Source organism: Mesorhizobium sp. CO1-1-8, from assembly GCF_020164875.1.
Classification (GTDB): Bacteria; Pseudomonadota; Alphaproteobacteria; order Rhizobiales; family Rhizobiaceae; genus Mesorhizobium.
Window position 1 is genome coordinate 38,722 of the sequence record NZ_JAIUGZ010000015.1, and the last position, 21,755, is coordinate 60,476.

Sequence of the window (21,755 nt, forward strand, 5' to 3'; positions counted from 1 at the left end):
GTGGCTCTATTTCTGCCGGAGCCACTTCAGCACTTCCATGCTCGGGTAACCGTCCTGGGTCAAGCCGGCCTTGGCCTGGAAGGCCAAGATGGCTGATTTCGAGCCGTCGCCTATCTTGCCGTCGAACTTGCCGTCATAAAGGCCATGTTGGGAAAGCCGCTGCTGCAGTTCCTGCCTTTCCTCGAAAGTGAGCTTGGTGAAAGGCCGCTTCCAGTCCTGCACGAGACCGCTGGAGCCGGCGATTTCGTCGGCAAGAAGGCCGACGGCAAGCGCATATTTGTCGGCGTTATTGTAGGCCTTGATGACCGTGAAATTCTTGATCATCAGAAAGGCCGGCCCGCTGCGGCCGTCCGGCACCTTCAAAGTCGCTTTGTCGGAGCCGTTCTTGAACGGCTTGCCATTGGCCCTGACGACGCCAAGCGCCTGCCACTGCGACAGCGTCTTGGAACCGCCAGGAAGTTTGCCGGCCGGCAGGGCGACCTCATAGCCCCAGGTCTTGCCGGCCTGCCAGCCATTCTTCTTCAACAAATTGGCCGATGTCGCCAGCGCATCGGGGATCGAATTCCAGATGTCGCGCTTGCCATTGCCGTCCATGTCGACGGCATAGTGCAGATAGCTGGTCGGGATGAACTGGGTGTGGCCCATGGCGCCGGCCCAGGATCCGCTCAGATGGCTTTCGTCGATGTCGCCGGTCTGCAGGATCTTCAGCGCGGCGACCAGCTGGGTGCGGGCGAATTTCGCCCGCTTCGGATCGGCATAAGCCAAGGTCGCCAGCGAGCGCACGACGTTGCGCATGATGTCGTCGCGCTTGAGAATCTCGCCATAGTTCGACTCCATCGACCAGATGGCCAGCAGGATATAGCGGTTGACGCCGAACCTGGCCTCGATCCGATCCAGCCACGGCTTCCATTTCCTGGCCATCTGCTGGCCGACGGCGACCGACTGGTCATGGACGCGGTTGTCGAAATAGTCCCAGGCAGGGGCCGTGAATTCAGGCTGCGTACGCGCCTTTTCCAGCACCACCGGATCGATATCCCTGATGTTCCTGAAGGCCTGGTCGTAGAGGGCGCCGGAAACGCCGCTCTGCACGGCGGTGGCGCGGAAGCCGGCGACCCACTGCCGGAAACCAGCATCGGCGAAAGCGGGGCCAGGCATCAGCAGAGCGAACGAGAGGCCGGCTGCCGCGATGACGCTGGTGAATCTTTTTGCGGCACTGCGAACGGACATCTTTTCCTCCTTCTCTGTCTCAGGAAAGACCATTCATCGCCGAACCAGGTTAGGAATTAGTTTACCATAGGTGCCACCGGGAACGAAAAGACGCTTCGAAGCTTTACCGGTGGACGTCCCCCCTCAGTTGCCCAGTAGTCCCCAATTCCGGCGTGAAAATGTCTTGAACGGGGATTGCGGAGCTGGCCCTCAAACGGATAATTGAAAGCATGAAGAGAGTTCGCAAGGCAGTCTTCCCGGTCGCTGGTCTCGGCACACGGTTTCTCCCGGCCACCAAGGCTGTCCCCAAGGAAATGCTGACCGTCGTCGACCGGCCGGTGATCCAGTATGTGGTGGATGAGGCGCGCGAGGCCGGCATCGAGCATTTCATCTTCGTCACCGGCCGCAACAAGGCCGTCATCGAGGACCATTTCGACATCCAGTTCGAACTCTATGACACGCTGGCCCAGCGCGGCAAGGACGACCAGCTCGCCCGCCTGCAACGGCTGCAGCCGGCGCCGGGGCAGACCAGTTTCACACGCCAGCAGGTGCCGATGGGACTTGGTCACGCCGTCTGGTGCGCCCGCGAACTCGTCGGCGACGAGCCCTTCGCGCTTTTGTTGCCCGACATGATCATGCAGTCGGAGAAGAGCTGCACCAAGGCAATGGTCGAGCTCTACGAGGAGACCGGCAACAACATCATCGCGGTGCAGGAATGCGATCCCGCCGAAACCCACAAATACGGCATCGTCGGCCGCGGCGAAGACACGCATCACGGTTTCCGCATCACCGAGATGGTGGAAAAGCCGAAGGCCGGCACCGCGCCGTCCAATCTCTACATCAACGGCCGCTACATCCTGCAGCCGGAGATATTCAAGATCCTCGAAGGTCAGGAAAAGGGTGCCGGCAACGAGATCCAGCTCACCGACGCCATGCTGAAGCTGGAAAAGCAGCAGCCTTTCTACGGCTACCACTATCGTGGCCGCACGTTCGACTGCGGATCGCCGGAAGGTTTTGTCGAGGCCAATGTCGCCTTCGCGCTGTGGCGCAGCGACATGAACGAGAACATGGCCGGCGTCATCCGCACGCTTCTCGACGAGCTGAAGCCGTCTGAGCGCCGCGGCGCTGCGTTTTAAAAGATTCCAGCGAGCCGCCGGATGTCGTTGGTGCGGCCGTTCAGCGCTGCACCTTCACGCCGAGGAAGATGCTGTTGGCGGTGTAGTCCCGGCCAGGCAGATTGCTGGTCAGCTTCTCGGTCCTCACTCTTGTGGTCAGGCCGGCGTAGCGGTTCAGCCACCAGGTCAGTCCGGCCTCCGCGCTCAACACCCTGTCATGGCCGTCGATGCCGATGTAATCACGCCAGTCGAGGCCCAGAGCCGCGTTGGCGGTGAGATTGGCGCGAATCTGGCGTTCGCCGGTCAGGCGACCGGAATAGAGGATGTCGCCGCTTTCGCCCGATGTGGTCGTGGGCTCGACGGTGGTCCGCCCGGTCAGGCCGATCGTGGTGCCGCGCTCGGGTGACCATTTGAGGTCGGCGTTGACGGTGGCACCCGAGATCGCATCAAGGTTTTTGTCGTCGATCGCTTCCCTGAGCCAGCCGGCCGAGAATTCGCCTGACAGCTTCTCACCCATGTCGAGTGCAAGGCCAGCGCGGGCGCCGAGCCGCGTTGACGAGCGCTCGAAGCCTTCATTGTCGATGCGTTGGTCATAGGTCCGGCGGCCGACCTCGATCTCGGTGAAAGGGGTGAGGGCAGGGGAGATCTCGTAGCCGGTGCGCAACGTCGCCGTGTAGAGCGTGGAGTCCTGATCCTTCTGCGACAGCGAAGTGCCGTCCGAGAGCTTGGCGTCGCCGTAGAAGTCGTGCGAGACCGCGCCGGTCAACGTGTACTGCATCTTGCCGAGATGCTTTTCGACGGCGAGGCTGCCATCGATGGTCTGCCGCAGCGGCTGCTTGCTGACGCCCGCAATGGCGTCCGGCGATGATGCTGATTCCGGCACGGCCTCATAGCCGAGCTTGGCGATGGCGCGCAACTCATTGTCGAGGTCGACATTGAGCTGGCCTTCGATGCGCCCTTGTTCGTCGTGAACCGGGTAACCCGAGACGGTCTCGCGAAACAGGCCATAGCCGTCGATCGTGGCTGAGTTCTCGCGCCAGTCGGAGGCGGCGGAAAAGCGCAGCGCCGTCTCGGACAGCAGCGCCGACGTGCCGGCACTGCTCGAATCGCCGTTCGAGGTGGCGGTCAGGCCCTGTTCGATCGTCGGCCGGATAACGAAGGAGCCCCATTTGACGCCGGTGGCGGCAAATGGATCATCCTCCGGCTTCTTTTTCTGGCCTTCGATGGCGTCCGTGCGCTCCGCGCCTGGGTCGAGCTTCTGCTTGTCGGCACTGTCGATGGTGAGGGCGCGGCGGTTGGCCGTGTCCTCGTCTGTCTCTTCACCGTCGGCAGCATTCGTCGTGGCGGCGGTCGTGGAAGCGGTGATGTCGGAGGTGTCGGCCGTCGATTTCTTCTTCTTTTTCGACTTGTCGGCAGCCTTGTCCTTGGCCTGGTCAGCCGCATTCTGCCTGGCGGTCGATGAGCGGCGGCGAGGCTTGGGCGGCGCCGCAGTGTCGGCGGACGTGTCGTCAGTGGCTGCCGGCGGGTCGAAGAGGCTGCCGGTCGCGGTGGCATCGCCAGTGTCGGCGTCGTCAGGCACGGCACCGGCGCTGGCCGGCAGGTAGGTGCGGGCCGGCGCATTGTCCTGCGCGGCGTTGGCCGGCTGTTGACCCTGCGCTGCCAGGGCCAGCTGTCTCGCCTTGCGCTGCTGGTCGGACAGGATCGCCGATTCCGAAACTTCGCCGCGCAGTTCGGTTTCCTGGGCATGGAGCGCCGTTGGGCGCAGCAAGGCAAACATGCTGGTTGCCAGCAGCAAGGCGCAGACCGCCTTGCCCCCACGTCCTGTCGAATTTTCTGGCTGGACCCCGAACATCGCCACCACTGCTTGCGCGGCGCACGCGCGCCATACTTACCGAACCGTAAATGGGGATGGTTAACGGAGGGTTGAGGCAGCGGCCTGTCAGCCGCCTGAAGCTGATCTCCAAAGGGATCCATGCCGCGTGCGTTAAGCTTTTTGTTTTCGCGCCTGCCGTCGTCTGAAACCACCGCACACGTTCGAGCGACATGCCTGGGGCCATTTCTGTTGGACAGCGCGCCGGCAAAGCGCTAATCGCATCAGCCATGCATGCGGGATCCCTGGATAAGAAGCCTTCGGACAGGCAAGCCTCGATCGCTTCGGCGCTCAGGACGGTGGCAACCGAACAGGCTGGGGTTGCAGCCCTTGCCGAGGCCTTGGAGAACGGATTGGCCGCGCCTTTCGCGCAGGCGGTCGAGACGATCTCTCGGATTGAAGGCCGGCTCATCGTCACCGGCGTCGGCAAAAGCGGCCATATAGGTTCGAAGATCGCGGCGACGCTGGCCTCGACCGGCACGCCGGCTTTCTTTGTCCATCCCGCCGAAGCCAACCACGGCGATCTCGGCATGATCGCCAGGGATGATGCCATCATCGCCATGTCGTGGTCGGGCGAAAGCAAGGAACTGATGGGCATCGTCGCCTATTCCAGGCGCTTTTCCATTCCGCTGATCGCCATCACCGCCGGAGAGACATCGGCGCTGGCACGGGCGGCGGACGTGGTGCTGCTTTTGCCACGTGCTCCGGAGGCCTGTCCGCACGGCCTGGCGCCAACGACATCGACGCTGCTGCAATTGGTGATGGGCGACGCACTGGCGATCGCGCTGCTCGAGGCACGCGGCTTCACGCCGGACCATTTCCGCACCTTTCACCCGGGAGGCCAACTCGGCGCCAACTTGACGCAGATCCGCGAGATCATGCATGTCGGCGACAGGCTGCCGCTGGTGGTTGCGGGCACCGGCATGCAGGACGCGATCCTGGAGCTGTCGCGCAAGGGGTTTGGCTGCGTCGCGATCACCGACGTCGACGGTGCGCTGGTCGGCATCATCACCGATGGCGACATCCGCCGTCACATCGGCAGCAATCTGCTGGCGATGACGGTGGATCAGGTGATGACAAGAGGACCGAAGACGGCTGCGCCGGACACGCTGGTGGCAACGGCGCTGCAGACGATCAACAATTCAGCCATCACCAGCCTTATGGTGGTGGAGGGCCGGAAACCAGTCGGCCTCATCCACCTGCACGACCTGTTGCGTATCGGAGCGGCCTAAGGTGTGCTGATCTCCGGGAGATGCCGGCCTGACCTGAATCTGCGCGCTCGTTCAGACCGCCTCGACGGTCAGTTCCAGATCCGTATCGGCTGCACCCGTCACGCGCACTTGCGTGCCGGCCGGCAAATCCGGCCCGGAGACGCGCCACAGCGTATCGCCCAGCTTGATGCGGCCGCGTCCATCCCGGATCGGTTCGGCAAGTGTCGCCATCCTGCCGACCATTTGCGCGCCGCGCCGGTTGAGCAGCGGCTGGTCGGTCGGGTCATTGCGGCTGCCGACCAGCTTCTTGCCGACATAGGCCGAGACCAGCGACAGCGCCAGGAAGGCGAGGACCTGGACCTGCCAGGTCCAGAAGCCGGCGTCCCAGATCAGCAGCGACACGGCGCCGATGATCAGCGCGGCGATGCCGATCCACAGCATGAAGATACCTGGTGCGATGATTTCCATCACCAGCAGGACGAAACCGAGAACCATCCAGTTCCACGGGCCGAGTTCGGAAACGATGCGGTCGATCATTGGTTTCGACCTCAGTTGTCGGTTGGGCGAACGACCGGTGGGCGCGCGGCCTGCCTTTGCGAGCCGGTCGTGCCCTCGCTGCGGAAGACTTCCTTGGCGATCTCGCCGATGCCGCCGAGCGAGCCGATCAGAGACGACGCCTCGAAGGGCATCAGCACGATTTTGCTGTTGGTGGCCGTGCCGATCCTGCCAAGCGCTTCAGTGTATTTCAGCGCCACGAAGTAGTTCAGCGCCTGCACATCGCCTTTGGAGATCGCTTCCGACACCACCTGGGTGGCGCGGGCTTCCGCCTCTGCCGAACGTTCGCGCGCTTCGGCATCGCGGAAGGCGGCTTCCTTGCGGCCCTCGGCCTCGAGGATCTGCGACTGCTTGAGGCCTTCGGCGGCAAGGATCTGCGCGCGCTTGTTGCGTTCCGCGGTCATCTGCCGGCCCATCGATTCGATAAGGTTGGCCGGCGGGTTGATGTCCTTGATCTCGACGCGGGTGATCTTGATGCCCCACGGGTGGGCTGCTTCATCGACGACGCGCAGCAGGCGTTCGTTGATGGCGTCGCGGTTCGACAGGAGTTCATCGAGGTCCATCGAACCCATGACTGTACGGATGTTGGTCATCGTCAAATTGAGGATGGCGTTCTGCAGGCCGGAAACCTGGTAGGCGGCCTGCGCCGCGTTGAGGATCTGGAAAAAAGCGATGCCGTCGACACCGACGATGGCGTTGTCGCGGGTGATGATTTCCTGGCTCGGAACGTCAAGCACCTGCTCCATCATGTTCATCTTGGCGCCGATGCGGTCGATGAACGGGTAAATGAAATTGAGACCCGGGCTCAGTGTCTTGGTGTAACGACCAAAGCGCTCCACCGTATAGTTGTAGCCTTGCGGGATTGTCCTGATGCCCTTGATCAGCAGCACCAATACCAGAAGGGCAAGTGCACCAACCGCAATATCGAAACCACTGAAATCCATTTGGCTCTCCCTCAGACGAAGGCCGCTCAAGCCATTCTCGCGCAGCCGACTTCACCAAAGACTTAAGTGTGTTTCAGATGCGTTACAATCAGGTGATGATGGATTGTTTATAGGTTTGCACTCAACGGTTGAAGGCAAACAGCCTTGCATCCCTGTCATCCAGCCCGTTGATCGAAGCCGGGACAATCTCGGAAGCGATCTGCGAGAAGGTGATGCCGTTGCCGCCGTAGCCCATCACCGCATGGATGCGAGGGTGGCGGGGAATGGCGCCGATATAGGGCAGGCCGGTGGTCGTGGTGCCGAAAGAACCGGTCCAGGCAAATTCAGGCCTGGTGTCGAGATGCGGAAATATCAGGCCGAGCTTCTCGGCGATGCGTGTGCTCTTGTCGGCGATCAGTTCGTCGCGCCGCGCTTCGTCGACAAAATCCTCGTCCTCGCCGCCGCAAACGACCCGGCCGTCAACGGTCGCCCTGACATAGAGGTAGGGGTCCGACGCTTCCCAGATGAACGCCGCCTGCGGCCAGATATTTCGCGATTGCGGCCGTGTCGCGAGCGCCCATGTCGAGATGATCCGGTGGGCTGTCGCCGGCACGATGTCGACCAGTTCGTAGCCGGTGGCAAGAACAACATGGCGTGCGGTGATGGTAGGCCCATCCCTGGTCGCGACGACCGCTTCGTCGGCGCTGTCCTCGATGATTGTGGCTTCGACGGGGGCGTAGAAGCGTGCCCTGCGCTCCAGGGATTTCAGCAGCAGCCCGGCCGTCAGCTTGCGTGGGTCGAGTGCGATGTTGCCATGGCTGAGGATGGCGCCACCGCGGTCGATGCCGAATGTCTCGGCCAGCGGCGCCGGCGTGAGATAGGTCGCGCCGATGCCGGCTAGCCGACGTGCCTCGGCCTCGTCGCGCAGTTCCGACGGACCAAGCATCGTGCCGGCCAGATAGAGCGACGGCGTCCGGCTCAGGCCACAATTGATGCCGAGTTCGGCGATGCGGGCGCCGAGATTGGAGACGGCGAGCCGCGAGCGCCGCCAGGCCTGCTGCGTCGAGGCCCCGCCGACCATCTTCGAGAGCGTGGAGAGAGGCTGGTCTATTTCGAATGCCACCAGTGCGGTGGTTGCGGCCGTCGAGCCCTTCAGCGGGCCGCGCCGGTCGATGCAGATCACCTGATGGCCGTCGGCCGTCAGCGCCTCGGCCATCATGGCGCCGCTGATGCCCATGCCGACGACCAGCACATCCGTCTTGACATCCCGGGTCAGACTGTCCGTCGGCACTGTGGGCGCCCGATAGGCTGACCAGACGGGCCGGCCACTACTGAGGTCGAGTTTGCGGGACATCGCATTCTCCGGAGGGCGCGCCTGGTTGACGAAATTCCGGACGGAAAACCGTTTCCACACTTTTCCTGGAATTTCTCCTAGACCCAGCCAGACAGTTCGCGCCGCACCATCGCCTCGATCACCGCCATCCCTTCCGCGCTGTCGTTGAGGCAAGGGATATGGGCGAAATTCTTGCCCCCGGCATGGTGGAAGGTCTCGGCCGCCTCGCGGCCGATCTCGTCCAGCGTCTCGATGCAGTCGACGGAAAAGCCCGGATTGACGATGGCGATCGACTTCACGCCGTCCTGCGCCAGTTTCTCGACCGTCTTGTCCGTATAGGGCTGCAGCCATTCCTGCGCGCCGAAGCGCGACTGGAAGGTGATGATCAGTTTCCTGTCATCCCAGCCGAGCCGTTCGCGCAGCAGCCGCGTCGTCTTCTGGCAATGGCAGTGATAGGGATCACCCTTCTCGAAATACGGTTTTGGAATGCCGTGATAGGAGGTGATGACCACCTCCGGCTCGAAGTCCAACGTCGTCAGATGCCGTTCGATCGAACGCGCCAGCGCCTCGATATAGACCGGCTCGTCATAGTAGGGCGGCACGCTGCGGATGGCCGGTGCGCGGCGCATCTTCATCAGCGCGCGAAACAGCTGGTCATTGGCGGTTGCCGTGGTCGTCGCCGAATATTGCGGATAGAGCGGAAAGGAAAGAATGCGGTCGCAGCCCTGGTCGACCAGACGCTGGGCAATGCTGGCGGTTGAAGGGTTGCCATAGCGCATCGCCCAGTCGACGATGACATCAGGCAGGTCGCGCAGCGCTTCGGCCAGCTTTTCGGCCTGGCCGCGGGTGTAGGTGCGCAAGGGCGACTCGTTCTTCTCCCGGTTCCAGATACGGGCGTAGTTGGCGCCCGACTTCTTGGGCCGCGTGGTGAGCACAAGGCCATACAGGATCGGATACCAGATCGCCCTGTTGAGCTCGATGACACGCGGATCGGACAGGAATTCACGGAGATACCGCCACATCGGCTTGAAATCGGTGCCATCGGGCGTGCCGAGATTGACCAGCATGACGCCGATCTTGCCAGCCTTGACCGGCGGATGCCCAGCGGGCAACGGGCCGAGCGCCTTTGCGGCCTTGGGTTCGGCAGGAGTGGAAAGCGTCATAAAGGTTCTCCGGGAGACGCGAACCTAACCATCTTGCGCGCGCATTCAATGCAGCGTCTGGCCGCACCTTAGCCCGAAAACAGGACGCTCGTCCGGTTTTCGGGCGGGCGGTGTCATTCAGGCATGTAAGCCAGGCTATTTCGGCGGGATGGTCAGCGTTGCGCCGACCGGAAGCCGGCGCGGCTCATAGCCCTTGTTGGCGTCCGAAATGACCTTCCACTTGGTGCCGTCGCCATAGGCCTTCTTGGCCAGATCCCAATAGGTATCGCCGGCAACGATGACATGGCTGGCTTCGGCCGGTGCGGCCTCGGCAGGCTTTGCCGGTTCTGCAGGTGCGGGAGCTGCTTCAGCGGGCTTTGCTGGCTCGGCCGTTGCCGGCACAGCCGGTGGCGCTGGCGGAGGAGGTGCTCCTTCCGTCGATATGGCCGGTGGTGTGTTGGCGATATCGCCCGAGTTGGCCGGCAATTCAGGCATTGCAGGTGCCGCTTCGGCAGGCTTGGCGGCTTCAGCCGGTGCGGGCGCCGGGGTGGCCGGCGCTGCTTCGGCTGGCTTGGCCGGATCGGTTGCCGGGGCCGCGGGCGCCGCGGCGACGGTCGCCGCGATTTCGGTGATGCGGCCATCGAGCTTCGGCGTGTAGGGCCGGTGGGCGCCGAGATAGTCGGCAACCACCTGTTCGAGGCCGGGGCCGTAGTCGTAGGCATTCTTGGCCTTGTCGGCGAAGACCTTGTAGCCGTCGCCGCCCTGGCGGACATAATTGTTGGTGGCGACCAGATAGTCCTTGTCCGGGTTGATCGGCTTCCAGGCGCCGCCTTCCATGACCTCCACCGATTTGACCCGGCCGGCATTGGGCGCAACGGATTTGTCGAAGGAATATTTCAGGCCGGCGACCTGGGGGAAGCGCCCGGCGCCGTCCTCGACCTGGCTAAGGCCGCCCTCAAGGCCGGCCACCAGATCCTTGCCCGAAATCTGGAAGGTCGCCAGCGTGTTCTGGAACGGCAGCACGGTCAGCACCTCGCCCATGGTGACGGTGCCCTTGTCGATCGAGGCGCGCAGGCCGCCGCCATTGGAGATGACGATCTCGACGCCCTGTCCCTTGACGCGGTCGAGGATGGCGTCGGAGACGAGATTGCCCATCGCGCATTCGCGGGTGCGGCAGCTCTCGCGGCTGCCGTCGATCACGTCCGTGGTCTCAGCCACTTCCTTGTTCTTCAGTGCCTCGATCGGCGCGCCAAGCTCCTTGATGCGGGCGAGCACGGCCGGGTCGGGCGTGATCGACTTGTCGAGATAGATCGGGTCGCCGCTGGCCGATTTGACGACGCCATTGTCGTCGAACACCACTTTGAACTCGCCGAGATATTTCGAGTAGGACGCCGCCTGCACCACCGGCACCTTGTAGCCGTCCGGATTGTCGACCATTGTCGGGTAGGGGCCTTCCGCCTTCGGATCGGTGTTCGACAGCAGGGAATGGCTGTGGCCGCCGACGACGACATCGATGCCCGGGATCTTGGCAATGACGTCGCGTTCGCGCCTGTAGCCGATATGGGTCACGGCGATGATCTTGTTGACGCCTTCGCCCTTGAGCTTCTCGACTTCGGCGGTGATCGACTTGACGTCGTCCTCGATGGCGACGTTGGGTCCGGGGGAAGCGAGATCCGGCGTGTCGTTGGTGATCGCGCCGATGATGCCGATCTTCTGGCCGCCGACCTCGACGACAACAGACGGCTTGACGCGGTCGCCGAGCTTGGATTGCGCGTTGGCCTTTACATTGGCGCCGAGCACCGGGAACTTGATCATGTCGAGGAACTGCGCCAAGGCCACTTCGCCGTCGTCGAATTCATGGTTGCCGAGCGCCATCGCGTCGAACTTCATGTCGTTGAGGAATTCGCCTTCGACCTTGCCCTTGTAGGTCGTGTAGAACAGCGATCCCTGGAAATTGTCGCCGGCGCTGAGCAGCAGCACATTCTGGCCTTCCAGCTTCTTGCGCTCCTGGGCGATCGCGGTGATCAGCCGGCCCGCGCCACCGATGCACTCGCCCTTGGTTTCCTCGTCCGCCGAGCAGGTCGATTCATATTTGTTGTTGCCTTCGATGCGGCTGTGCCAGTCGTTGATATGCAGGATGTTCAGCGTGTAGTCGGCAAAGGACGCGCCGGCCGACAGACCGAGTGCTGAGGCTGACAGGGCTGCAATGGCGGCAAGCTTCTTCATCTTCGTCTCCCGGAAAGCTGATCAGAGGCCATTAGCGCTCTTGCTTGACTGGAACATAACAGCCGGCGCTTCGGCCATGTTCCCATCGCGTTCCGGATGACGCAAGCGGAATCCGGGACCTTTTGCCGGCACAAAAAAGGACGGCGGCCAACCGGCCGCCGTCCTTGGAAAACGAAGGGTCGTGGGTTCAGACGCGCCTTGTCAGCACGAAATTCTGGCCGCTGGAGCTCGTGCAGTTGAGCTGGCTTGTCGACACCATCAGGCAGTTGAAGCTGACCGCGGTCTGGCGGATCAGCGAGGTGCCGTTGATCTGCACCGATGTGGCGCCGGTCATCGTGTAGCTGCCGTCGGCAAGCTTCTGGCCGGTGTCGGTGGCTACCGTCGTGAAAGCGCCGCCGGCGAAGGTCGACAGGCCGGTGCCCTTGGCGTCGATCCAGGAGCCCTCGACGCCTTTCGGCGCCGCTGCCATCGGCGGCTCATTGGGGCCACTGGTCGTACAAGCAGCAAGCCCGGCCAAGGCCGCCGCCGCTACGCTCATCGAAAGAACTTTGCGCGCAATGTTGTTCATATGAAAATCCTCTCCTCAGTCCGCATCCCTTCAATCGCCCGATTTCCGGGCGATTGCAAGGCAATGGCGTATGCCGGGCAGGCTGCTATCGCACAAGGATGTTGCGGAACTGCCACGGGTCGTTCCGGTCGAGGTCTTCCGGGAACAGGCCGGGACGGTTATCGAGCGGCGTCCAGTCGGTGTAGTAGCCCTTGACCGGTCCGAGATACTGGGATTGCACTTCCAGGCAGCGCCTGTAGTCCATCTCGTCGGCTTCGACGATGCCGGCTTCGGGATTCTCCAGCGCCCAGACCATGCCCGAGAGCACCGCCGAGGTGACCTGCATGCCGGTGGCGTTCTGGTAGGGCGCCAGCTTGCGCGCCTCGGCGAGCGACAGCTGCGAGCCGTACCAGTAGGCATTCTTGTCGTGGCCGTAGAGCAGCACGCCGAGTTCGTCGACGCCGTCGATCAACTCGTTCTCGTCGAGCACGTGATGCACCGGCTGAGGCTTGCCGGCGGCGCCGAACATCTCGTCAAGCGACAGCATCGCGTCGTTGCAGGGATGGTAGGCATAGTGGCAGGTCGGGCGGTAGTGCACCTTGCCCTTCTTCGAGCGCACGGTGAAGAAATCGGCGATCGAGATCGCCTCATTGTGCGTTACCAGCAGGCCGTATTGCGCGCCGGGCGTCGGGCACCACGAGCGCACGCGCGTGTTGGCGCCCGGCTGCTCCAGATAGATGGCGGCCTTCGAGCCGTGCTTGTGCTTCTTGGCGTTCTTCGGAATCCATGTCTCGTGTGTGCCCCAGCCAAGTTCCGCGGGCTGCAGGCCCTCGGAGATGAAGCCTTCGACCGACCAGGTGTTCCAGAACACATTCATCGGTTTCGGCTTCTTGGTGCGCTGGGTGTCGCGTTCGGCGATGTGGATGCCCTTGACGCCGGCTTTCTTCATCAGCTTGGCCCAGCCCTCGCGGTCGTCCTGCGCGGGCTCCGAGAACTCCAGGCCAAGATCGGTGGCGAGATTGACCAACGCCTGCTTGACGAACCACGAGACCATGCCTGGATTGGCGCCGCAGGTGGAGACCGCCGTGGCGCCGCCGGGCTTCTCGTGCTTTTCCTTGAGCAGCGACTCGCGCAGCGCGTAGTTGGTGCGGCTGGCGTTATCGGCCTTGGCGTCGAAATAGAAGCCGAGCCACGGCTCGACGACGGTGTCGATGTAGAGCACGCCGAGCTTGCGGCAGAGCCGCATCAGGTCCACCGAGCCGGTATCGACCGACAGGTTGATGCAAAAGCCCTGGCCCCCGCCATCGGTCAGAAGCGGCGTCAAGAGCTTCTTGTAGTTCTTCTCGGTCACAGCTTCCTGGACGAAGGTGATGCCGCGCTCGTCGAGCAGTTTGCGGTCGGTGTCGCGCGGGTCGATGACCGTCATGCGCGACTTGTCGAACTTGAAATGGCGTTCGATCAGCGGCAGCGTTCCCCGGCCGATCGAGCCGAAGCCGATCATCACGACAGGGCCGCTGATCTCACCGTAAACGGGCCAGTTTTCAGTCGCCATTTTATCGAACACTCCTTCAAAGCCCAGGAAACTGGGAAAACATGCGCAAAACCGGGAATTTTTGCCCGGCGGCCATGCGCTACATCACAGATCATTGTCACAAACCAGCGAAAAGCGCCAACCAGCGGCTACGCTGTGTTGGCCATGTGGTTAAGGACCGTCATCAGCCGATCGCGGTCTGATGTCAGGCCCTTGTAGTCGAGCTGCGCGAGATCGAGCGCCTCGAGCTGGGCGGCGAAAGACGCCGCGAGCTTCGACCGATCAGGGTGCCTGGCCAGCACGGCGAGCGGGTCGAGATGGATGCGGATGGTGAACAGGATATCGCGCGAAACAGGCAGTTTGCGCAGGGTCTGCCGCTCGACGCGGATGAAGGCATGGGCGTCGATGTCGCCATCGGGAAAGCGCGACGGACGGTTGGTGGCGCGGTCGATGCGCTGCAGGTCGGAGAGCGGATGGTAGAGCGCGTTGTCGGACTGGATGGACCAGTTGTAGCGCTCGACGGCCTGCCCCTGGAGGCCATCGAACATCCGGTTGATGAGTTCCGCCGGACGCGTGCCCGGGCCGAAACCCGGCACCGGCGCGTGGATGTCCTGCAGCGGCTTGCCGAATTTTTCCAGAAGCGACCAGGACGAGGGAAAGCAAAGCGAGCCGGCAACCAGCCGCCAGCCGCTGTCGCTGCGGCGCATCAGGATCAGGTCTTCCTGGATGAGCTGTGAGGCCTTGGCCAATGGAGCATCGGCGAGAGAAGCAGGCAGACGGCTCGCGGCGCCCATCACCTCGACTGCTGATCCGGTGCGCCGATGGGTTTCGGGGAACCTCTCCAAGAGATGCGCAGCGAGCAAGTCCAGCACTTCCTGCTGGGCATCGCGCGTGCCGTCCTCTTCGACGAAAACACGGTCGGGGATTTCGGCATAGAGCCGGTGCTTTTCGGCGAGATACGGCAGCAGATGGCCATCGACCTCGATCCAGTCCGCCGGGTCGAGCGGCTTCAGCCCGATACTGAACAGTTTCGACGAGCCGTCATAGGGCGTGTGGGTCGGCAGCGTATGCTTTGGGGGTGTGTGAGTGGGCATAGACGTCATGTTTCAGGTCAGTCTTGCGGGGATCAGTCCGCGCAGCGAATTGCCGACGAACAGGGATTTGGCGGATTTCAGATCGTCCAAGCTGTAGATCGCTTCGCGGACGCGGCCTTCATCCAGAAGCTGCGCGCGCAATACGCCAGGCAGCAGGCCGCAATCGAGCCGGGGCGTGGCGAGCACGCCGTCGCCGAGATCGGCAAAGACATTGGTGATCGTGCCCTCACAGATTTCGCCGCGTTCGTTGGCCATAAGCACCTCGTCGGCCTGGGTGATGAGGTGTTCGGCGCGGGCACGCGTGTAAAGCTGCCGCCGGGTGGTCTTGTGGCGCAGCAGCGTGTCGTTCGAATCGAGCCTCGTCCGCGCCAGCCGCAGCATCCAGACCTTGTCGGCGGCGAGCGCTTCATAAGGTTGCGCCGAGGCCGTCACCTCACCATCGTGCGACAGGACGAGCCGCGTGCGCATGGCAACGCCGAAACCGCTGACCGCGCTGCTCAGCGCCTCGCCGACCGTGCCTGGATCACAGCGGAAGCCGAGCTCCGCCGCTGAGCCATAGAGGCGCGCAAGATGGCGATCGAAGCGCAGGAAGCCCGGGCCGGGTTCCCAGCGCATGGTCTCGATCAGCTGAAAGTCGGCGGTGTTCCCGTCGCGAAGCGCGCTTTCAAGAGACACTCCTGATATTCCTCCTGCGCCGTCGAATCGAAGACGACGCCGCCTCCGACATTGTAGACGGCCTCGCCGCCCGAAAAGAGCGAGATGGTGCGGATCGCCACGGAAAAGCGCATCGGGCCGCCGGGCGCGATCCAGCCTATGGCACCGCAATAGGCATCGCGGGGCGTGCCTTCCAGATCGCGCAGGATCTCCATGGCACGGATTTTAGGCGCCCCGGTGATCGAACCGCAAGGAAACAGCGCCGCGAAGATCTGGCGGATAGAGAGACCCGGCAGCAGTTTGGCCCTGACGTCGCTCACCATCTGATGCACGGTTGGGTAAGTCTCGATGCGGAACAGCGCCGGCACGTCCAGCGTGCCCACCTCGCTGATCAGCGATATATCGTTGCGCAGGAGATCGACGATCATCCGGTTTTCGGCCTGGTTCTTCTCGTCATTGCGCAGGAAGATCTTCTGCCGTTCGTCCTCGGCTTTGGTGGCTCCGCGCGGCGCCGTTCCCTTCATCGGATGTGTCTCGATCATGCCCTCGGCGTCGATCTCGAAGAACAGCTCAGGCGAGCGCGACAGCACGATGGGTTCGCCGAGCGCGATCAGCGCGCCGTATTTCACCGGCTGACGTTCCGTCAATGCATCGAAGGCGGCCAGCGGCTCGCCCGACCATTGCGCATGCACGGGAAAGGTCAAATTGCCCTGGTAGCAATCACCTTGCCTGATGTGCCGGTGCAGCCGCGAGAAGCGTTTTTCATAATCCTCGGGCGACCACGTCGCACGGGCGTCGAAGATCGGGCCATTGGTCGCCGCCGTATTGCGCGGCGGCACCGCCTCTTCGACCGGCGCATCGAAAATCCCAAGGCACACGAGTGGGGAGCGGCGCCCGTCCGGCAGCAGGGGAACGAGCTTGGGTTCGAGCAGGTAGCCCGCCTCATACGAGAAATAGCCGGCAAGCCATTTGCCTGCATCATGCGCGGCTTGTGCTGCTTCCAGAGCCGGCTCGAAATCCCCTGCTTCGTGCGCCACAATGACATCGGCCGGCCGGTCGAAGACGAGCTGGCGCGCGCTTTTGTCATTGCGAAAAATTGCGGCGGGCAGGGACATGGGCACCGAATGCTGCGATCAATGAAGCCATCACCCGCTCTATATGGGGTGCCGCCCGCGCGCAATCGAGGGAACGGCACGCTGCCTCTCAAAGCCGACCTTAGGGCCAACTCGGGAACCAAGAGCGAGCGGCGGCGCCGATATGGCGCCGCCGCTTGCAATCTTCAGTATTCGCCAGGCGATCAGCTGTTGCTGGAGGTTCCGGCTGTTGGAAACTGCTTGGCGAACTCCTTCTCGTTGCCGGCGGCGAGCAGCTTGGCCTGCTCGATCCAGCGTTCGCGCGCGATGCGGCCGTCGAAATTCATGACGTCCTCGATCCGTTTGATATCGGCGGCTGTCCAGGACGCGATCTGGGCGAAGCTGGTGACGCCTTGCGCCTTGAGCAGCTTCTCGTTGACCGGACCGATACCGATCAGCCGGCGCAGATTGTCGGGCTTGCCGGATGCTGAGCCGGCTGCTGGCTTGGCTGTTGCAGGCTTGCTCGTCGCGGATTTGGCTGGAGCCGAGGTTTTGGTGGCGGCGGGTTTCGCCGCCGGCTTGGCAGGAACCGCCTTGGCAGAGACCGCTTTCGCAGCGGCCGGTTTAACCGGCGCCGGCTTTGTGGCGGCGGATTTGGCCGTCGCGTAGGTCGACATCAGGGCTGCCGGCGCCTGGCTTGCCGGCTTTGCCGCGCTGCTTCCGGCGGCAGGTGCGGCCGGCGCTTCGCGCAGCCGGCGCTCGAGGTCGGCGCGAGTCTTGCCGCATGCATCGAGTTCGCCGGTCAGGCGGTCGCTGTCGGTGCGCAGCCTGTCGCGTTCGCTGCGTGTACGGTCGAGGTCGCCGCGCAAGCTGTCGAGTTCACCGCGCAGGCGCCCCCAAAGGAACCAACCCGCCAGCACGCCTATCAGGAACGCCAGGACGACATAGAAAAAAGTGCCCATTGTCTCTCTCCAGTCAGATCCGTCTGCCGTGGGGTCATGACCTTCGGCGAAGGACTACTCTTGGTGGTTCCGCGGTAAGCAGAACAGCCGGCTTCGGTTCGAGCTGTCGGCGATCGGCTTTTGCTTGCCCATGGTCAACGGCCGTTGTCGCGTTCGCCTGAGCGCCACGACCGGCTGAGATTTCTCCTCGCCGATCCGCATGCGCTCCGGCTGAGCTTGGAGCGAAGGCTATCATAGAGCTTGTGGAAAGCTATCGGAAAACTTCGGTGGAGAGTACTTCAAGAACAGATATTTAGGGCGATAGTAGAGCTGCCCCAACATGCATTCCGGCTAAACTGTCAGAGCGACGCCTGAGGGATGTTTCAAGTGTCGAGCGCTTCCAACTCGTCGATCAGGCCACTGATGACGCCAAGTCCGATCTGCCAGAAGGCGGGATCGGTGGCGTCGAGCCCGAAGGGCGCCAGAAGCTCGGAATGATGTTTGGTGCCGCCGGCACGCAGCATTTCGAAATACTTGTCCTGAAAGCCGCGCTCGGCGTTCTGGTAGACCGCGTAGAGCGAGTTCACCAGGCAGTCACCGAAAGCATAGGCATAGACATAGAAGGGCGAATGGATGAAGTGCGGGATGTAGGTCCAGAACACCTCGTAGCCTTCGCGCAGCTTGATAGCGGGACCCAGACTTTCGGCCTGCACTTCGAGCCAGAACTGACCGAGCCTGTCGGAGGTCAGTTCGCCGTTCTTGCGTTCGGCATGCACCTTGCGCTCGAATTCATAGAAGGCGATCTGGCGTACGACCGTGTTGATCATGTCCTCGACCTTCTGGGCGAGCATGGCCTTTCGCTCGCGCCGGTCGGTGGTCTGGTCGAGCAGCGATCGGAAGGTCAGCATCTCGCCGAAGACCGATGCCGTCTCGGCCAGCGTCAGCGGCGTCGAGGCCATCAGTGCGCCCTGGCCGCCGGCCAGCACCTGATGCACGCCATGGCCAAGCTCGTGCGCCAGCGTCATCACATCGCGCGACTTGCCCATGTAGTTGAGCAGGACATAGGGATGCGCCGACGGCACGGTCGGATGCGCGAAGGCGCCAGGCGACTTGCCGGGCCGCACCGGCGCGTCGATCCAGTTGCGGTCGAAGAAGGTTCGCGCGATCTCAGCCATGTCGGGCGAAAAGCGCTGATAGGCGGACAGCACGGTGTTCCTGGCCTCGTCCCAGCCGATGATCGCCTGGGGCGTATCCGGCAACGGCGCGTTGCGGTCCCAGTGGTTCATCACCTCCATGCCCAGCCAGCGTGCCTTCATCGCGTAATAGCGGTGCGACAGGCGCGGATAGGCATCGCGAACGGCGGAGGCCAAGGCGTCCACCACGCTGCGCTCGACGCGGTTGGCGAGATGGCGTGAATCGGCGATGTCCTCGAAGCCGCGCCAGCGGTCGGATATCTCCTTGTCCTTGGCCAGCGTGTTGGTGATCAGCGTGAAGGTGCGCAGATTTTTGCGGAAGGTCGTGGCCAGCGCCTCGGACGCCCGGCGGCGCACCTCGCCGTCGGCGTCCTGCAAACGGTTCAGCGCCGGCTCCAGCGTCAGTTCCTCGCCGTCGATGTCGAAGCGAAGGCCGGTCATCGTCTCGTCGAACAGGCGGTTCCAGGCGCCGCGTCCGGTGACCGACTTTTCGTGGAAGAGCTGCTCGACGCGGTCCTCAAGCTGGTAAGGCTTGTCCTTGCGCAGATCGAGCACCCACGGCCGGTAGTGACCGAAGGCGGGATCGCCGGCGAGCGCGCCTTCGATCGACACATCGTCGATCAGGTTGAGTTCGAGCGCGAAGAACAGAAGGTGCGCGCTGGCGTCGGTCATCTTCTCCTGGATGTCGCCATAGAGCTTGGCGCGCTGAGGATCGGCGGTGTTTCCGGCATAGACCAGCCCCGCATAGGAGACGATGCGGCCGATCAGTTCCTCCAGCGCCTCGTAGGCGACAAGCGCCTCGCCCAGCCTGCCGGCGCTGCCGCGCTCGGCCTCAGCGGCCAGCGTGCCCTTCCAGCGGCTTTCGAAGCTGGTCGCATCAGTGGCGGCCTTGGCGATGTCGCGCTTCAGCTCCGGCGCGTCTATGCCGGCATAGAGGTCGGAAAGGTTCCATTCCGGCAGGTCGCCCAGCTCGGCCGCACCCTGACCGGACGCCGGCGCCGCCAGCCGCCGTGTGGAAACCATGTGCCCAGAATCCTTATGCATTGCCGACACCTTCCGTGGCCAACGTTCAAGGAGAAACGAGAAGCCGGTCAAATCCTAAGGAATTCATTCACCGGGTTTTTTGAAACCTTATTTAGAACCCTGTGCCAAGATGGTCCACAGGGCAGAATTCCTCGGGCGGGCGCCATACCAGTCATGACAGGTTCCATACTCATAGTCGATGACGATCCGGTGCAACGCCGGCTGCTCGAAGCGGCGGTGACGCGGTTCGGCTACAGCGCAATCGTCGTCGACGGTGGCGCGGCCGCTCTCGATATCCTCGATGGACCCGGCGCCCGCGAGGTGTCGGTGGTCATCCTCGATCTGGTCATGCCCGGTCTCGACGGTATCGGCGTGCTGAAGGCGATGCGCGAGCGCGACATCAACGTGCCGGCCATCGTGCAGACCGCGCAGGGCGGCATCGAGACCGTGGTTTCGGCGATGCGTCATGGCGCCTTCGATTTCGTCGTCAAGCCGGCGTCCCCCGACAGGCTGCAGGCGTCGATCGGCAATGCGCTCAAGGTCGAAGCCGTCGAGGGCGAGGTCAAGCGCACGTCGCGCCGTCGCGGCGGCCTCCTGACCTTCAAGGACATGATCACGCACAGCCCGGCCATGGACAGGGTGATCCGTCTTGGCCAGAAAGCGGCGGCATCCAACATCCCGATCCTGATCGAGGGCGAGTCCGGCGTCGGCAAGGAACTGGTGGCGCGCGCCATCCAGGGCAGTGGCGACCGCCGCACGAAACCCTTCGTCACCGTCAATTGCGGCGCCATTCCAGACAATCTGGTCGAATCGATCCTGTTCGGCCACGAGAAGGGTTCGTTCACCGGCGCCACCGACAAGCACACGGGCAAGTTCGTCGAAGCGCATTCGGGCACACTGTTTCTCGACGAGATCGGCGACCTGCCGCTCGACGTGCAGGTCAAGCTGTTGCGCGCAGTCCAGGACGGCGAGGTAGACCCGGTCGGTGGACGCTCGACCGTCAGGGTCGACATCAGGCTGATTTCGGCGACGCACCGCAACCTCCTGCAGCAGGTCAAGGACGGCAAGTTCCGCGAGGATCTGTTCTATCGGCTGAACGTCTATCCGATCTTCGTGCCGCCGCTGCGCGACCGCCGCGACGACATCCCGTATCTGGTCACCCATTTCATGGAGAAGGTGGCGCCGGCCGACCCGCAGCGTCGCCTGCAAGGTATTTCGGCGGCAGCGCTCGCCGTGCTGCAGGCCTATGACTGGCCCGGAAACATCCGGCAGCTCGAAAATGCCGTCTTCAGGGCCTCGGTGCTTTGCGAAGGCGATGTGCTTTCCGTCGAGGACTTCCCGCAGATACGGGCGCAGGTGGAAGGCACCGTCAACCTCGATATGGACGGCGACGCGCCGTCGCCGCCCCTGCCTTTGGAGGGCCGCGATGACGAAGCCTTGCCCGGCGAGGGCGGCCCAGCAATCGCGTTCGATCCTCTGGCAAGGCTGCAGCCTCGCTTCGGCACGTTGCGGGCGCTCGACGAGCGCGGCAATGTGCGGGCACTTGCCGATGTCGAACTTGAGATGATCAAGCTTGCCATCGATCACTACAACGGACAGATGAGCGAAGTCGCCCGCCGACTCGGCATCGGCCGCTCGACGCTCTATCGCAAGCTCAAGGAACACGGCATCGATCCGGAGACAGGCCGCGTGGACCGGCTCGCCTCCTAAGGGTGATGCCGGGCTACAAAGATAGCGTATCCAAAGCCGCTCGGCTGCGGTTCGGGAACCATCATTTTCGGCTCGGCCTGTCCAAATCTTAACACACCTTTGGAGCGCATGGCTTCTTGCTAGGCTGGGCTTCGGCCCGAAATCCGGCTTTGCCACAAGGTCGACGCCAGCTTGCAATGCCACAACGGTCCTTGTATCGCCGTTTCAGCGGCATTGTGGCTGTCTTATGGACATCTCTGTTCACGCATTAAGGCTAACGGTAACAGATCGTGTTCGGGGCGAAGGGGAAAATCTGATCTAAACCAGCGGTTTACCAAGAAACCTTGTGAACAATTTTTGACGGGATATCGCCACGGTGTTACCGCATTTCGGCTTCAATAAGCGATGATTAACCATTAGGATGGATAT

At 63.0% G+C, this 21,755-nt stretch carries 17 protein-coding genes; 3 read left to right on the forward strand and 14 right to left on the reverse strand.

Going from position 1 to position 21,755, the window contains the following annotated elements:
• Window positions 1-6: 6 nt before the first annotated feature.
• Window positions 7-1,227 (reverse strand): lytic murein transglycosylase, encoded by a 1,221-nt coding sequence (locus LB558_RS25390; protein WP_224700075.1) that lies wholly within the window; start codon window positions 1,225-1,227, stop codon window positions 7-9.
• Between the two features lie 209 nt (window positions 1,228-1,436).
• On the opposite strand from LB558_RS25390, the gene galU reads away from it, so the two are divergent.
• A complete protein-coding gene (galU, locus tag LB558_RS25395; RefSeq protein ID WP_013529722.1) occupies window positions 1,437-2,342 on the forward strand; it encodes a UTP--glucose-1-phosphate uridylyltransferase GalU in 906 nt (301 codons plus the stop codon).
• 40 nt (window positions 2,343-2,382) lie between these two features.
• On the opposite strand, the gene LB558_RS25400 is transcribed toward galU, so the two are convergent.
• Window positions 2,383-4,173, reverse strand: coding sequence for an outer membrane beta-barrel protein (locus LB558_RS25400; RefSeq protein WP_224700076.1), 1,791 nt, complete (start codon window positions 4,171-4,173; stop codon window positions 2,383-2,385).
• A gap of 248 nt (window positions 4,174-4,421) precedes the next feature.
• Between LB558_RS25400 and LB558_RS25405 the strand changes: the two genes are divergently transcribed.
• Complete coding sequence (locus LB558_RS25405) at window positions 4,422-5,423, forward strand: KpsF/GutQ family sugar-phosphate isomerase (protein ID WP_224700077.1); 1,002 nt, start codon at window positions 4,422-4,424, stop codon at window positions 5,421-5,423.
• Window positions 5,424-5,474: 51 nt separating this feature from the next.
• On the opposite strand, the gene LB558_RS25410 is transcribed toward LB558_RS25405, so the two are convergent.
• The 12 genes from LB558_RS25410 to LB558_RS25465 form a co-directional block, all read right to left on the reverse strand.
• Window positions 5,475-5,939: an NfeD family protein gene (locus LB558_RS25410; protein WP_023810067.1), complete on the reverse strand. Its 465-nt coding sequence runs from the start codon at window positions 5,937-5,939 to the stop codon at window positions 5,475-5,477.
• Window positions 5,940-5,950: 11 nt separating this feature from the next.
• Window positions 5,951-6,901, reverse strand: a complete 951-nt coding sequence (locus LB558_RS25415) for an SPFH domain-containing protein (RefSeq protein ID WP_127259978.1) — start codon at window positions 6,899-6,901, stop codon at window positions 5,951-5,953.
• Between the two features lie 121 nt (window positions 6,902-7,022).
• Window positions 7,023-8,234 (reverse strand): NAD(P)/FAD-dependent oxidoreductase, encoded by a 1,212-nt coding sequence (locus LB558_RS25420; protein WP_224700078.1) that lies wholly within the window; start codon window positions 8,232-8,234, stop codon window positions 7,023-7,025.
• Between the two features lie 77 nt (window positions 8,235-8,311).
• Entirely contained in the window at window positions 8,312-9,376 is a 1,065-nt protein-coding gene (gene hemH, locus LB558_RS25425; protein WP_224700079.1) for a ferrochelatase, read from the reverse strand.
• A gap of 135 nt (window positions 9,377-9,511) precedes the next feature.
• The gene (locus LB558_RS25430) at window positions 9,512-11,581 is read right to left on the reverse strand and encodes a bifunctional metallophosphatase/5'-nucleotidase (protein WP_224700080.1); all 2,070 of its coding nucleotides are present in this window, start codon (window positions 11,579-11,581) and stop codon (window positions 9,512-9,514) included.
• 187 nt (window positions 11,582-11,768) lie between these two features.
• Complete coding sequence (locus LB558_RS25435; RefSeq protein ID WP_224700081.1) at window positions 11,769-12,149, reverse strand: hypothetical protein; 381 nt, start codon at window positions 12,147-12,149, stop codon at window positions 11,769-11,771.
• A gap of 85 nt (window positions 12,150-12,234) precedes the next feature.
• Window positions 12,235-13,680 carry a homospermidine synthase gene (locus LB558_RS25440; RefSeq protein WP_224700082.1) on the reverse strand — a complete coding sequence of 482 codons (1,446 nt, stop codon included), beginning with the start codon at window positions 13,678-13,680 and terminating at the stop codon, window positions 12,235-12,237.
• A 128-nt stretch (window positions 13,681-13,808) separates the two neighbouring features.
• Window positions 13,809-14,762, reverse strand: a complete 954-nt coding sequence (locus tag LB558_RS25445; protein WP_224700083.1) for a heme-dependent oxidative N-demethylase family protein — start codon at window positions 14,760-14,762, stop codon at window positions 13,809-13,811.
• A 3-nt stretch (window positions 14,763-14,765) separates the two neighbouring features.
• Window positions 14,766-15,428 (reverse strand): aminotransferase class IV family protein, encoded by a 663-nt coding sequence (locus tag LB558_RS25450; RefSeq protein WP_224700084.1) that lies wholly within the window; start codon window positions 15,426-15,428, stop codon window positions 14,766-14,768.
• The gene (locus LB558_RS25455) at window positions 15,377-16,522 is read right to left on the reverse strand and encodes an aminodeoxychorismate synthase component I (RefSeq protein WP_224700085.1); all 1,146 of its coding nucleotides are present in this window, start codon (window positions 16,520-16,522) and stop codon (window positions 15,377-15,379) included. Before LB558_RS25455 ends, LB558_RS25450 begins: the two co-directional genes overlap by 52 nt.
• 182 nt (window positions 16,523-16,704) lie before the next feature.
• On the reverse strand, window positions 16,705-17,442 hold the full coding sequence (locus tag LB558_RS25460) for a proton-conducting membrane transporter (RefSeq protein WP_224700086.1): 738 nt from the start codon (window positions 17,440-17,442) through the stop codon (window positions 16,705-16,707).
• A 362-nt stretch (window positions 17,443-17,804) separates the two neighbouring features.
• A complete protein-coding gene (locus LB558_RS25465; RefSeq protein ID WP_224700087.1) occupies window positions 17,805-19,637 on the reverse strand; it encodes a M3 family oligoendopeptidase in 1,833 nt (610 codons plus the stop codon).
• 174 nt (window positions 19,638-19,811) lie between these two features.
• Between LB558_RS25465 and LB558_RS25470 the strand changes: the two genes are divergently transcribed.
• Window positions 19,812-21,347 (forward strand): sigma-54-dependent transcriptional regulator, encoded by a 1,536-nt coding sequence (locus LB558_RS25470; protein ID WP_224700088.1) that lies wholly within the window; start codon window positions 19,812-19,814, stop codon window positions 21,345-21,347.
• The last annotated feature ends 408 nt before the right edge of the window (window positions 21,348-21,755 follow it).